The organism is Methanobacterium sp. (assembly GCF_038562635.1).
Lineage (GTDB): Archaea > Methanobacteriota > Methanobacteria > Methanobacteriales > Methanobacteriaceae > Methanobacterium_D.
The window spans coordinates 362,533-374,982 of the sequence record NZ_JBCFBO010000002.1 but is presented as its reverse complement, the minus strand read 5'-3'; the positions used below and the strand labels follow the sequence as shown (position 1 = coordinate 374,982).

Annotated in this window: 17 protein-coding genes; 10 read left to right on the top strand and 7 right to left on the bottom strand. The window is 31.8% G+C overall.

Going from position 1 to position 12,450, the window contains the following annotated elements; translation table 11 throughout:
* The first annotated feature begins 16 nt into the window (after positions 1-16).
* Both AAGU07_RS13915 and AAGU07_RS13910 read left to right on the top strand, forming a co-directional pair.
* Positions 17-496, top strand: coding sequence for a MarR family winged helix-turn-helix transcriptional regulator (locus tag AAGU07_RS13915; protein WP_342459699.1), 480 nt, complete (start codon positions 17-19; stop codon positions 494-496).
* Positions 497-547: 51 nt separating this feature from the next.
* Positions 548-1,123 carry a GNAT family N-acetyltransferase gene (locus AAGU07_RS13910; protein WP_342459698.1) on the top strand — a complete coding sequence of 192 codons (576 nt, stop codon included), beginning with the start codon at positions 548-550 and terminating at the stop codon, positions 1,121-1,123.
* A 26-nt stretch (positions 1,124-1,149) separates the two neighbouring features.
* Here the strand turns inward: AAGU07_RS13910 and AAGU07_RS13905 are convergent, their stop codons facing one another.
* Together AAGU07_RS13905 and AAGU07_RS13900 are read right to left on the bottom strand one after the other, a co-directional pair.
* A complete protein-coding gene (locus tag AAGU07_RS13905; RefSeq protein WP_342459697.1) occupies positions 1,150-2,016 on the bottom strand; it encodes an MBL fold metallo-hydrolase in 867 nt (288 codons plus the stop codon).
* 70 nt (positions 2,017-2,086) lie between these two features.
* Positions 2,087-2,644: a cysteine hydrolase family protein gene (locus AAGU07_RS13900; RefSeq protein WP_342459696.1), complete on the bottom strand. Its 558-nt coding sequence runs from the start codon at positions 2,642-2,644 to the stop codon at positions 2,087-2,089.
* A 146-nt stretch (positions 2,645-2,790) separates the two neighbouring features.
* On the opposite strand from AAGU07_RS13900, the gene AAGU07_RS13895 reads away from it, so the two are divergent.
* From AAGU07_RS13895 to AAGU07_RS13875, 5 genes are all read left to right on the top strand, one after another.
* A complete protein-coding gene (locus tag AAGU07_RS13895; protein ID WP_342459695.1) occupies positions 2,791-3,330 on the top strand; it encodes a hypothetical protein in 540 nt (179 codons plus the stop codon).
* 330 nt (positions 3,331-3,660) lie between these two features.
* Positions 3,661-4,215: a PadR family transcriptional regulator gene (locus AAGU07_RS13890; RefSeq protein WP_342459694.1), complete on the top strand. Its 555-nt coding sequence runs from the start codon at positions 3,661-3,663 to the stop codon at positions 4,213-4,215.
* Between the two features lie 35 nt (positions 4,216-4,250).
* Positions 4,251-5,039 carry an EFR1 family ferrodoxin gene (locus AAGU07_RS13885; protein WP_342459693.1) on the top strand — a complete coding sequence of 263 codons (789 nt, stop codon included), beginning with the start codon at positions 4,251-4,253 and terminating at the stop codon, positions 5,037-5,039.
* Between the two features lie 18 nt (positions 5,040-5,057).
* Positions 5,058-5,681 carry an MBL fold metallo-hydrolase gene (locus AAGU07_RS13880; protein ID WP_342459852.1) on the top strand — a complete coding sequence of 208 codons (624 nt, stop codon included), beginning with the start codon at positions 5,058-5,060 and terminating at the stop codon, positions 5,679-5,681.
* Positions 5,682-5,707: 26 nt separating this feature from the next.
* Entirely contained in the window at positions 5,708-6,349 is a 642-nt protein-coding gene (locus tag AAGU07_RS13875) for a class I SAM-dependent methyltransferase (protein ID WP_342459692.1), read from the top strand.
* A 39-nt stretch (positions 6,350-6,388) separates the two neighbouring features.
* Here AAGU07_RS13875 and AAGU07_RS13870 read toward each other — a convergent pair whose 3' ends face one another.
* From AAGU07_RS13870 to AAGU07_RS13850, 5 genes are all read right to left on the bottom strand, one after another.
* Entirely contained in the window at positions 6,389-6,727 is a 339-nt protein-coding gene (locus AAGU07_RS13870) for a cupin domain-containing protein (RefSeq protein ID WP_342459691.1), read from the bottom strand.
* A gap of 35 nt (positions 6,728-6,762) precedes the next feature.
* Positions 6,763-7,569 (bottom strand): HEAT repeat domain-containing protein, encoded by an 807-nt coding sequence (locus tag AAGU07_RS13865; RefSeq protein ID WP_342459690.1) that lies wholly within the window; start codon positions 7,567-7,569, stop codon positions 6,763-6,765.
* A 177-nt stretch (positions 7,570-7,746) separates the two neighbouring features.
* Positions 7,747-8,307: a GNAT family protein gene (locus AAGU07_RS13860; protein WP_342459689.1), complete on the bottom strand. Its 561-nt coding sequence runs from the start codon at positions 8,305-8,307 to the stop codon at positions 7,747-7,749.
* 166 nt (positions 8,308-8,473) lie between these two features.
* Positions 8,474-9,103 (bottom strand): SGNH/GDSL hydrolase family protein, encoded by a 630-nt coding sequence (locus AAGU07_RS13855; RefSeq protein WP_342459688.1) that lies wholly within the window; start codon positions 9,101-9,103, stop codon positions 8,474-8,476.
* A 75-nt stretch (positions 9,104-9,178) separates the two neighbouring features.
* A complete protein-coding gene (locus AAGU07_RS13850; RefSeq protein WP_342459687.1) occupies positions 9,179-10,069 on the bottom strand; it encodes an alpha/beta hydrolase in 891 nt (296 codons plus the stop codon).
* Between the two features lie 426 nt (positions 10,070-10,495).
* Here AAGU07_RS13850 and AAGU07_RS13845 point away from each other — a divergent pair, with 426 nt between their 5' ends.
* The 3 genes from AAGU07_RS13845 (at position 10,496) to AAGU07_RS13835 (ending at position 11,864) form a co-directional block, all read left to right on the top strand.
* Positions 10,496-10,678: a PadR family transcriptional regulator gene (locus AAGU07_RS13845; RefSeq protein ID WP_342459686.1), complete on the top strand. Its 183-nt coding sequence runs from the start codon at positions 10,496-10,498 to the stop codon at positions 10,676-10,678.
* Between the two features lie 587 nt (positions 10,679-11,265).
* Positions 11,266-11,556 carry a winged helix-turn-helix domain-containing protein gene (locus AAGU07_RS13840; RefSeq protein WP_342459685.1) on the top strand — a complete coding sequence of 97 codons (291 nt, stop codon included), beginning with the start codon at positions 11,266-11,268 and terminating at the stop codon, positions 11,554-11,556.
* 11 nt (positions 11,557-11,567) lie between these two features.
* Positions 11,568-11,864: a hypothetical protein gene (locus tag AAGU07_RS13835; RefSeq protein WP_342459684.1), complete on the top strand. Its 297-nt coding sequence runs from the start codon at positions 11,568-11,570 to the stop codon at positions 11,862-11,864.
* Positions 11,865-12,450: the final 586 nt, after the last annotated feature.

Below are 12,450 nucleotides of genomic sequence, written 5' to 3'. Positions count from 1 at the left end.
TACAGGGTTTAATTAAATGAAACCAGACGAAATCACTCATGAAACCATATTTAAAATGATGGTTCAATTCTTGAGGATCACAAAGAAGTTCAACGAACTGGAAAAGATGTCCATAGATGTTGGAAATGGGGAAAAACTTTATCCTTCTGAGTTTCATGTTATAGTGGCTGTTGGAAGCGGATATGAAAATAATGTTACTGGATTAAGTAAAAGACTTGAAATTACAAAAGGCGCTGTTTCACAGGTTGTAAATAAACTTCAAGATAAAGGTTTCATAAATAAGGAACGAAATAAGGATTATGGGAAAGAGATTATCTTATCTTTAACTGAAAAGGGGCAAAATGCATTTAAAATTCAGGATAATTTCCATAAAAAGATGGAAGGGGAGTTTATAAACCATTTAGAAATGTTTACTCCTGAACAAATTGACTCTTTTCTCCAGATTTTGCCTAAAATTGAAGAATATATCGATACCTTTTTAAAGAATAAAAAATAATATTTTTTTTATCAAACAGTTTAGCTACTAAACTGTTAGGGGGAGATAATTATGTCCATAAAAACAGCAGTTAAAGATCATTTTGCAAGCGCTCCAATTTCAAGGCACTTGAAGAATCATTTTGATTATTTGCATGGATTTAGCGGTATGAAATTAGATTATCAAGATGAAAATCTTTTAATGAGAAAATTCACAGTTCAGGATGAGGATAACTGTGCCGAACTGTTTAAAGAAGTGTTTTCAGCGTATCCATGGTATGATAACTGGGTATCTTTGGAGCAGGCAAGAACTTATTTAATAGAATTAATTGAAAACCCTGTTTTTGATGGATATGTTGCATATAATGGATTAAGTCTGGTAGCAGTTTGCTTTGGCCACAAGAGGTCATGGTGGGTGGGAAAAGAATTTTTCATGGATGAGTTTTATGTGAGAAATGAAAGCCAGGGAAACGGAATTGGAACCAGAATGATGGATTATATTAAAAAACAGCTTATTGAAGAAGAGTACACGCGTTTGGTTTTATTAACCAATAAAGGGATACCTGCTGAGGAATTTTATATTAAAAATGGATTTTATAATAACTCGGACAGGACTGTTATGGTTACAGAGCTTGAAAAAGGAATATAATCTAAAAAAAGAAATTAAATTGGATTTTATGAAAATAAATCCTGATTTTCACGAACATTCAGGTTAGCCTGAAAAGACATGGCAACTATTGGATTTGCAGCTACTTCAGGTATTCCTAAATCTTTTAAAACCATCTTACAGAATTCCATAGGCTCTAAAGATGGATTCATTTTGTTAACTTTTATAACTGACTCATGAATAGTTTGAAGGTAATCCAAAGCATCATCAATGATTTGATATACATTTTCACCTTCTTGAGGGTCATCCCATGAAGCTAATAGTGTTTCAATTCCAGAGGTAGACTTTAATTTCTTAATGGAATTTACAGAAGTTTCAATATCCTCGTAAATTGGCAGGTCTCCTCTAAGCGGAATAACATCTCCTGTAATTATAACTCCCTCTTCTTCTATTAAAAGAGAAATAGAACCTTTGGAATGGCCAGGAGTATGGATAACTTTCAAGCTGATATTTTTATCTAAATCAAGTACATTTCCATCTTCAAGAATAGTATCAACATCAACAGACCCTTCTACCAGCAAGTGGAAATTAGGTACAGGCCGTTCTTTTGCCTGTAATTCAACATCTTCAATCCACGGTATTTCACCGGAATGGGCAGCGATTTTACATCCTGATTTTGCCTTTATTGACCGGGCTGATCCAATATGATCTGGATGTGAATGTGTTAAAATCATTAAAGAAATATCTTCGGGTTTTAAACCGATTTTTTCCATATAATCAAAGATCACTCTTTCAGATGCCACAACTCCGCTGTCAATTAAGCATACCTGTTCTCCATTTACCAAGTATGAATAAACGAATCTATCAAGCGTTCCTAATTCAGTTTTTACCTGAAAAGGAATTTTTATTGCGTGGACATTTTTTGTAATTTCCATATTTTTAACTCCTTAGTGATCTTTTTATTTATTCAGCATATTTAAGAAGAATACTCATTTAAAATTCATCTTATTTATAGTTTACAGCTGTTTTTATCCATTCATCTGTAGACATGACTTTACTGAACCTCATGGCCTGTGTAATTAATATGGCGTTATGCAGTTCTTCAGCGCTGATTTCTCCAGCAGAATTTGATATATCAAGTGTTCCTGTAGCATCACTTAAAAATTCAACATTAAAACCCATATGCATAGCTTGTCTTGCAGTGGTATCGCAGCACATTTGAGTCATATATCCGCTGATTACAATAGTATCTATGTCATTTTCTTTAAGCCAGAGCCCTAATTCTGTCCCTGTAAAACTTCCTGGCAAATTTTTCTCTATGATTTTGTCATATCCTCTTTTTAAGACTTCTGCGTGGATTTTGTGTTCAGCAGTACCTTTTTTAAAGGTAACTGCATCTTTTCCAGGATTGGTGTGTTGAATAAGAAGTACTGGAATATTATTTTCATTTGCAAAATCTATAACTTTAATAATATTTTCAAAGCTGTTTTTGGGATATGTAACTGGTAATTTTCCTGTGAAATATTCATTCTGTACATCAATTACAAGTAGTGCTCTTTTCATATTTTCCCTCATTTTCTAATTTATGAGTAAATAAAATTTAAAATAATATTTTACAGTTAACTGGATAAATATGGTCATCTTTTTATAATGTCAATATCTTATAATTGACTATAACTCTTTAAGTAATATTTTGGAGCTGGTTCTTTGTGAGTGAAGACAGGGCTAAAGAATTGTTTTTCAGTTATTATGGTAATGAATTTTTCATGTGGAAAGACGGTGATTTAGACGAATATAAAACGTATAATATATCTAAAGACCAGGAATTAATCTGGAGAAATGAATTAATAGATAAATTATGCTCAGAACTTGATGTTAAACATAGTAGTTCGCTTAATGGGTTGATATTAATTATAAACTATTTTGGTGAATATGATTTATTAAAAAAAGTGCTGTATTTTATTTCAGACAATTACGGCAAAGCAGATTCTTTTTTAAAACTCAGGTATGCTGAAGAGTTATTTGACATAATAGAAAAGAGCAAATTTCATGAGCATGCACCTGAAGATACTCTTTTAGAAACTAAAAAATTTGTTATAGTTATAATTAATGATATTTTAAGTAATAAAATAGAAATAAGTGCTGAATCTGAGAAAATTCTGGAATTCAATAGGTATATGTCTGATGAAAAGTATCTTGTCATGAGGACTCAGGATTTACTTAAAAAAATTGAATCTTATGATATCTAATCTGTGTAATTTTTTTATTTTCTTTTTAAATGTCTTTTTTTAATTTAAATATTTCATTAAGATTTTAAATAAGGTTTTAAAGGTTTATACTCATTTTTAATGCCACTTATTTTTTCTTATTTCCATGAAAAGTTTATATATAACATGTTCTATATTATGATACAAGTTATATATAATAAGTTATATATGAACTATTAAATTTTTTGGATGTTGAAGGAAAAACTCCGTTTTTCCGAAACCCCAAAATCAGAGATTTTGGAGGTTCTCAAAAATTCATTCTGAATTTTTGGAACCCCAAATTTTTGTTAACAAAAATTTGGAGGAATTATAATGTCATTATCACATGCAATTTTAGGTCTTTTAACTTACAGGCCTTTAACTGGTTACGGTTTAAAGAAAATATTTGATAAATCAATATCTCATGTATGGGCAGCCAGTTTGAGTCAAATTTACAGGGAATTATCGGCTTTAGAAAAAAAAGGATATGTACAATCAACTATTAAAAAGCAGGAAGATCGTCCTGATAAGAAAATATATAATATAACTGAAGAGGGTAAAAATGCATTTCAAGAGTGGCTAAAGGATTTCTCAGGAACTTTTTCGTCCCCAAAAAGGGATGAATTCATGCTTAAAATTTTCTTCGGGTCAAAATTAGAAAAAGAACAGTTAATAACAGAATTTAATCAATTTATTTTGCAAAAGAAAGAGTATCTAAAATCATTGAAAGAGATAGAAAAGAATTTTGGTAGATACCGCCATGAGTTTACAGTAGATATCCCTGAAAAAGAAGAGATCTTCTGGAATTTTACCATTAAAAGAGGCATAATGAATTTAGAAACTGCTATAAAATGGGCTGAAGAATGTATTGGAGAATTAAAAAGTTAAGATTATAATTAAATGGAATTTAAAGGAGCTAAACAATGAAAACTAAAATATTTTATTTCACTGGAACTGGCAACTCATTATCCGTGGCAAGAGATATTAGTAAGGAACTTGGGGATGCAGAACTTGTTTCAATTCCTGCAGTTGTAGATGGACATATTGAAACTGATGATTCTGTTATTGGAATTGTTTTCCCAGTTTATATGTGGGGAATGCCTAATATGGTCGCTGATTTTGTTCAGAAACTTAAAATAAGCAGTGATCAATATGTTTTTGCTGTAACCACATGTGCAGGTCAGCCGGGTGAAACACTGGTTCAGCTGCAAAAGATGCTTCAAAAGAAAGGTACAGAGTTACATGCAGGTTTTGCAGTTAGGGAAACTGCTAATACGATTCAGGAAGATAACATTTTTATTAAAATTGCCATGTTAATTGAAAGGAACAGCAAGATAACTAAGTCTGGAAAGGAGAGGCTTTCAGAGATGGTAGAAGTTATAACTAATAAAGATGAACACGAACCTGAAACAAGTTCAATACTGCTTAATAAATTTGGTAACTTCGTTTATGGAATGGGAATGAGCAGGATAAACACCATGGGTAAATTTTGGGCTGATGAAAAATGCAGCATGTGCTTAAACTGCCAGCGAATTTGCCCAAGCAATAATATTGAAACAGTAAATGGCAAACCACACTGGAATCAAAACTGTGAGTTCTGTCAGGCATGTGTTCAGTGGTGCCCTAAAGGAGCAATTCATATTAAAAATGAAGATCCTAAAAGGCGCTATCATAACCCCGAAGTAAAGATAAAAGATATAATGATAAGATAAGGAGTGGGTTTTTTGGAAGTGACTGATAATGTTTATGCATTGGATTCAACAAAAGGAAATTATGCTTATTTAATTTCTGGTGAAGAAATTATTTTAATAGATACAGGACGTCCCGGACAGGGAAAAGGGATTTTAAATGATTTGAAGTCTGTGGGCATAGAACCTCATGATGTTAAACATATCGTAATAACACATCACGATGTAGACCATATTGGGAGCCTTGCTTTCCTGCAGCAGGCAACTGGAGCCAAAATATGGGCTTCAAAAGAGGATATCCCTTATATTTATGGAGAAAAAAGCCGTCATGGGATCAAAAAATTGGTTTCATATATTATGAGGGTTAAAAAGCCGGAAAATATAAATCCTTACCCTGAAGATGGAAAAATAGGAAATATTGGAGTTATAACAGCTCCGGGACATACTCCTGGGCACGTATGCATCATTTACAACGGCGTTTTATTTGCTGGAGACTTATTCCGGACATCAAAGGGAAAAATAGCTCCCATGAAATCATTTATGAACTGGAACGACTCTGTTTTAAAAGAGTCATTGGCTAAAATTGATAATTATGATTTTGAGTGGATATGTCCTGCCCATGGTGAACCACTTAAAAGAAATGGACAGTTAAAAGAATTGTATTAAGATATAATCTTAGATGGGGAAAATATATGGAAGATACTCACAATCAAGAATACTGGGATAAAGCGGCCGAAGAAAAGAAATTTCCAACCCCTTTTAAAATTGAAGAGTTTGAAAAATTTGTACCAAAGGAAAGAAGCATATTAGATGTGGGCTGCGGTTATGGAAGGACGCTGGATGAACTTTACAATCACGGCTTTAAGAACTTGGTAGGTATTGATTACTCTCAGGGAATGGTAGAACGAGGTTTAAAAGAACATCCCTATTTAAATCTCATTAAAACTGATGGAGACAGTATATCGTTTCCGGATAACAAATTTGATGCTGTGCTTCTTATTTCTGTGTTAACATCCAATGTTAAAGACGAAGAACAGGAAAAACTGATTTCAGAAATCTTAAGGGTGCTTAAAGAGGGAGGAATTTTGTATCTAACTGATTTTTTAATAAACGATGATAAAAGAAATCTGGGGAGATACCAAAAATATGAAGATAAATATGGGATTTATGGTATTTTTGAACTTCCAGAAGGTGCAGTTTTAAGGCACCACACTGAAAAACATATTTTAGAATTGACAAATGATTTTAATAAAATAGTATTTGAAAAAACAGTCTTTGATACTATGAACGGCCATAAATCAAATGGATTTTATTATGTTGGAAAAAAGAAATAAAAATACTGCCTTCTAATTTTTTATGGTCAAAAATTAATTTTATTCCCGGATATAATCTTCTCTAACCGGCGAAAATATTTCAACCGCAACTGAATCTTCAACTGTTTCTGCACCATGTTCTGCTTCCCCGGGAATGGCCCAGCTGTCACCTGGTTTCATTTCATGTTTTTCACCATTGATGATGAGTATTATGCGGCCTGATACAAGATAACCAGTCTGTTCTTCAGGGTGGCTGTGTGCAGGTAATATTTTTCCTTTTTCTAATTTAAATTCAGCTAAAAGCGTATTATCTCCATAAACCAGTGTTTTTCGTTCTATTCCATCAAAAACTTTAATATAATCCTCTTCACTTGTTTTTCCAATTTTATATGCTGACATGTTTATTCCTCGCGTGTTATAAATTTCTGGATATTTTAAAGATTTTTAAGATTAATCAATGCATTTTTTGCTGCTTTTTTAATTTCAGGGTGATCATTCGTTTCTAATTTACAAAGTGCATCCATAACATCCTGCCTGTTGATACTTATCTGGCCTAAAGTTCTTGCAGATTCCCAGATAATTGCAGCGTTATAATCACTTTCTAAAATATTTAGCAGTGGTGGCAGTGCTTCAGAACTATGTTTAAATCCACTTAAGGACCTGATTATTTTCCACAAAGTAATTTCATTATTTGAATCAAGGCCATTAAGCAGTACAGGCAGTGCGCTTCTGTCGCAGGTCTTAGCTGCTATCCCACCCAAAGCATCAACTGCCTGTTGTAAAATATAATCATTCTGTTTTTCCACTACTTCAATTAGATATGGTGTAGCTGGTTTTCCAATTTTGACAATTGTCCTTGCAGCCATATCGCGTGCCAGTGGAAAACTTTTCTTGTTAAAATATTTCTCTGGTAGTTCTTTTTCCTGATTATTTCCAATCTGGCCCAGTAATTTGATTAATGGGGGAACTGCTGTTTCTCCCATTTTGCCCAATGCTTCAGACATGGCAATTCGCGAATAAAGTGCTTTCTCTTTCTTTAAAGAGTCACATAATGACAATATTCCTTTTTCATCTCTTCTATTTCCTAGTATGGTTGCAGCAATTGTTCTTTCTGGGGGATTGTCGCTATTTAACATTTCAATTAAATGTTCGGCCTCAAATTCAACATATGCTCCAAGCTCTTCCGATGAAATCTGACCTCTTTTTCTTTGGGCCTGTTTCCTTTTATCTTCAGTTACCATTGTAATCATTATTATTTCATTTTGTGGTATCTATAAAATTTATTTTAGATTTGCACCTGCTTACAGCATATGGAATACGCGCCGTTTCATAGAGTTATGTTTGCATGTAGTAAAATTTGAGAATTTCAAACTGCAGAATTTGATGAGACATTTAAAGTAAAAAGTTTAACTTATTAATTATTTTAACTGCTTCCATTCTTTCCGGAGTAATGCGTAAATATGTTCGCTCCAGTACCTGTTGTTCCAGTATCCATATTCTCTAAGAGTTCCTTCTTTCCTGAAACCAAGTTTTTCAAGTACATTAACGGATCGTGATGCTTCTGGGACAACATATGCTTCAATACGGTTTAAAAGCGTTTCTTTAAATCCAAATCTAATTACTTCTTTCAAGGCCTCTGTGGCGTATCCTTTTCCCCAGTATTCGTGGCCTAATTCGTATCCAATTTCTCCTCTAGAGCTTCTTTTAACCCATGTGTTAAAACCACATGTCCCAATAAGGGTATTATCTTCTTTCCGGATTAGTGCCCACCTAATACCTTCCTTGTTTTTAAATAGGTTGTTTAAAAAGTTAATCATATAGGTGGCCTGTTCAATATTTACAAAAGAGTTCATATTCATGTATTTTGTAACTTCATCATCTGACCAGAATTTGAATAATGTTTCTGCATCTTTACTGGTCATTTTTCGTAAAATTAATCTTTCTGTAGATAATTTTGGAAATCCGGGTCTTATTCTCAAGTTTTTCATCCCTCATGTTTTATAAAATTCATCAATTTAAAAATTAATCTGCATATATTTATTGATTTTAACCTATAGAAATTTATTGATGGAACTTAAACTAGTTAAATCTTACTATTTTTTTGTATCTCTTAATATATGGGATATACAATCTGATTTAGCATAATTATTCCATGATTTTTCCAACAATATCTGCTATTACATGGCCAAGTTTAATATGTTCATCATCATCTAAATGAATTCCATCCAGATCACTTGCTCTAACCACTTCTGAAGCGTCTAAAAAATGAATATTATACTCTTCAGCTACTTGCTTATAGTATTGGCCCAATAGACGTGATTTAGCTTTTCCACTTTCAAATTCCTCAGCAAAATTGGATAGTTCTGTAATTATAGGCGGAGCAACTAATAATAGTTCGGGTGCATTTTCATGGGGGCCTGCTTCACTTTTGAGAATTAGATCTACCAGAACACGGATGCTGCGGGCAATTTCTGTAGCAGAAAGAGAAAAGCGTGTTTTAAGGTCATTGGTGCCTAAAAATAATATTACAAGATCAACTGGTCTATGGGATGCAAGACATGGTATAAGATACTTCATTCCATTCTTATAGCCCCCATGCAGTGGGTCGTCCCATAATGTTGTTCTACCATTCAGTCCTTCTTCAATTACAAAATAATTACTGCATAAATCGTTCCTTAAAACTCCTGGCCATCGTTTATCTCTTGTAATACGCTTGCCAGTTGCAGGATCATAGCCCCATGTAAGTGAATCACCATAACAAAGAATAGTTTTCATAAATAGTCCTCTGTTGTTTTTATAGTTATAATGCACATTAGTTCATTTTTATAAATTCAAATATTAATATGGAAATTACAGTGATAACATATGTTTTATATATTCTCCGGCATTTTGAGTGGCATTTTGCCCTTCTTCAATATATGATGAAAAAATCTGAAAACTGTGAAACATGTCTTTCCAGAGTTCAAAAGTCACTTCAACATTAGAATCAACTGCTTTTTCATAAAATTTTATAATATCATCCAATAGCAGTTCATGGCTGCCAACCTGAATCATTAATGGAGGTAATCCATGTAAATCTGCATAAATGGGTGAAGCTAAAGGTTGAGTTAGGCTGTTACCTTTTAAATAGATTTTTCTTGATTTTTCAAGCCTTTCTTGTGTAATCCAGTCTTTTCCTTTATTTGTTACCATGGAGTGACCTTCAAATAGCATATCAACTAAGGGTGACATGCACACTGCAGCTCTTGGAAGCTCAACTCCACTATCTCGTAGAGATAAAAGCGTAGATAATGCTAAAGTTCCACCAGCAGATATCCCTGCAATAATAATTTGGGAGGCTTCTATTCCATTCTTTAAGAGCCATAAATATGACATTAAGCAGTCTTCTACCGCATCAGGAAATTTATGTTCTGGTGCAAGCCTGTAATCAATGCTAAAAACACAAAAACCTGATGCACGAGATAGTTTCCCGCACAAGTCAAGATGATCCTTTGTAGATCCTGTTGTAAAACTACCTCCATGGAAAAACAGTATTACCCTATCATTTTGAGCATTTTCGGCACAGATTTTAAATCCGGGTATATCGCTGACGTTTTGAATTTTCACATTAAGCTCATGTTTAGAACTGAATTTAAGATACAGCTGTTCAAAATCTCTTCTTAGATGAAATATATTGCCCTGATTTAAAGAAATATTTTTGTTGATTGTGTCCAATACTTTTTCAGCTTGTTTATTGCTCATGATAACCCCTTTCTAAGTAAAACATGTACCTATTAGATTTTAAAATTTAATATAATTAATTTGAATTTAATTTAAAAAATACTTTTCAGTTGCCGCACTATCACTCTACGTGAATATTTAAAAAATTATATAAAATCGCTATATCAAACCATTAGTATCAAAAAATGATATATCAAATTTTGATATTTCATAAGGGAAGTAAAGGAGTTAATTATATGGAAGAAGAGGTAAAAATCTTTGAAAGTTTCTCTAATTATGAAAAAAAGATTATTAAAAGTTTAATGAGAAATTTCAGCAATATTATGATTTAATGGCTTATTAACAAAAAGAGGATGCATGGGTATGAAATAATGACAGAACTCCATAATTCTAATCCTTATGAAAATAAAATGCCGAGTACCAGTAAAATTTATCCAGCTGCATGAGTTGGAAGATAATGGATTAATAGAAGGATCATGGGAACATCAAGGAAAAAGAAAGGTGAAGTATTATACCATAACTGATAAAGGCCAAAATTTCATTTTAAGTTTCAAAAAACTTGCTGAACATGCTAAAAATGATCACGCTAACCTCTGGACAGAATTTCAGGATTATATGGGTTCTATTTAATAAATAATTCCAAAATTGAAATTGTTGAACTGTATTTTTAATTTCGTTTATGAATCATAATTACTGGTAAAAATGCTATCAATTAATTTTAAAGATACTTTTCGCTTGCTTTCATTACTTTTTTTATTAAGGTGGGGCAATATATAATACTATATATCTGCTGTCGTATTTAAAACATTGAGTCATATTTGACCTTTCAATTTATCATTTCATGCATTATGATCCTTAATTAAAGACATATGGTCCTCATGTGTTTCTATTTTGGCATGTTTTAATATGTGTCTATGTTGGTAGATTACTGGTAATCAGTACTAATTTTTGATTTAATTATAATTTCATTTTTGTTGCATATGTGTTGAATTAGTTTCAATATTATTGAATTATCAAACTATTTGCTGTGCTAAAAAAATAGGCTTTGAAGTCTAAATTCCCCAAATTATGATAATTACTATTAGTAGTATTTTAATTTTGGAAAATGAATTTGGGTGTAATTTACCACTAATTAGTGTATAAATTTTAATATTAATTAACTATAATCATTTAACAAGAGAACGTGGTGGATGTTTTAAATCTTAATCGTGATTTATATGAATAGAATAGTGTATTGGGCAATTCTTGGTACGCGCGGTGGATTAAATCGTGCCAAAATCATAAAAAAAATAAATGAAACGCCTTGTAACGCATATCAACTTGCTGAAGAGTTAAGTTTGAGTTACAGCACTATAAGACACCATCTTAAGATTTTAGAAGATGCTAAAATAGTTAAACCAACTGGAGAAAGATATGGTAAGATATATTTTCTCTCAGAAGAGATGGAAAAAAATTATGATGATTTTGAAGTAATATGGAAACAGGTTAAAGGATTAAAAGATGATTAAATGTGATTAAAATGGTATTAGAAATATTAGGATATTCTGGAATTAAAATTTTGGCCATAATTTCAGAAATTGTGAATATAGGGTTATTATCCGGGCTTTTATATATTTATATTAAAAGTTACAGGAAAATAAAATTTGGATTTACAGTGGGACTCATATTATTTGCTTTGATGCTTTTATTTAAAAGTATTATGGGGATGGGGTTTATATTATTTAGTAATCAGATGCCAATAAACTTTCCTTACATTTTAGGCAATATTGTACAAATTATAGCACTGCTCATACTGTTAAAGATTTCCAATCTTTAACTGCCCAGAAAATTGAAGATTTTCGACGGTGATCAAAAATTTTCAATTTTTATCATCCAGAAAATCGAAGATTTTCGACGGTGATCAAAAATTTTCAATTTTTATCATCCAGAAAATCGAAGATTTTCGACGGTGATCAAAAATAACTTGGGATTATTACTTAAAAAGGAACAATTTAGTACTGATAAATTTTTAAGATAGTGATTTATACTCTTTTTTAGAAAATTAACTGATTAGACTTTTTTTATACTTTATTGCATATTGTCAATTCTCGAAGTTATGTATGTTAATTTTTTTCGCTCATGTCTGGAATGTTGTACTAAGTGGTACTGCTAATATTTTATGGAAATTGTTGATTAAATAAATTGGATTTTTTAAATAAATTTAACTTAAATTAATTAACAGTACAATTTAGCATACAATAAATATTTTTGCACATGATCTTGGATATGAACGTTATTTTTTTATAATTTGTATGTAATTTGGGTGCAATTTACCACGGATTTTATATAAATTTTACACGAATTTTGAAATAATTACTTATATGCTCTTTTTTTATAAATAGGACGTGAATTGCAGGATTAAA

Excerpts from the sequence above, each read along its gene's own strand:
- AAGU07_RS13915 (WP_342459699.1), top strand. The coding sequence starts at position 17 with ATGAAACCAGACGAAATCACTCATGAAACCATATTTAAAATGATGGTT.
- AAGU07_RS13910 (WP_342459698.1), top strand. The coding sequence starts at position 548 with ATGTCCATAAAAACAGCAGTTAAAGATCATTTTGCAAGCGCTCCAATT.
- AAGU07_RS13905 (WP_342459697.1), bottom strand. The coding sequence starts at position 2,016 with ATGGAAATTACAAAAAATGTCCACGCAATAAAAATTCCTTTTCAGGTA.
- AAGU07_RS13900 (WP_342459696.1), bottom strand. The coding sequence starts at position 2,644 with ATGAAAAGAGCACTACTTGTAATTGATGTACAGAATGAATATTTCACA.
- AAGU07_RS13890 (WP_342459694.1), top strand. The coding sequence starts at position 3,661 with ATGTCATTATCACATGCAATTTTAGGTCTTTTAACTTACAGGCCTTTA.
- AAGU07_RS13885 (WP_342459693.1), top strand. The coding sequence starts at position 4,251 with ATGAAAACTAAAATATTTTATTTCACTGGAACTGGCAACTCATTATCC.
- AAGU07_RS13875 (WP_342459692.1), top strand. The coding sequence starts at position 5,708 with ATGGAAGATACTCACAATCAAGAATACTGGGATAAAGCGGCCGAAGAA.
- AAGU07_RS13870 (WP_342459691.1), bottom strand. The coding sequence starts at position 6,727 with ATGTCAGCATATAAAATTGGAAAAACAAGTGAAGAGGATTATATTAAA.
- AAGU07_RS13865 (WP_342459690.1), bottom strand. The coding sequence starts at position 7,569 with ATGGTAACTGAAGATAAAAGGAAACAGGCCCAAAGAAAAAGAGGTCAG.
- AAGU07_RS13855 (WP_342459688.1), bottom strand. The coding sequence starts at position 9,103 with ATGAAAACTATTCTTTGTTATGGTGATTCACTTACATGGGGCTATGAT.
- AAGU07_RS13850 (WP_342459687.1), bottom strand. The coding sequence starts at position 10,069 with ATGAGCAATAAACAAGCTGAAAAAGTATTGGACACAATCAACAAAAAT.
- AAGU07_RS13840 (WP_342459685.1), top strand. The coding sequence starts at position 11,266 with ATGAATAGAATAGTGTATTGGGCAATTCTTGGTACGCGCGGTGGATTA.
- AAGU07_RS13835 (WP_342459684.1), top strand. The coding sequence starts at position 11,568 with ATGGTATTAGAAATATTAGGATATTCTGGAATTAAAATTTTGGCCATA.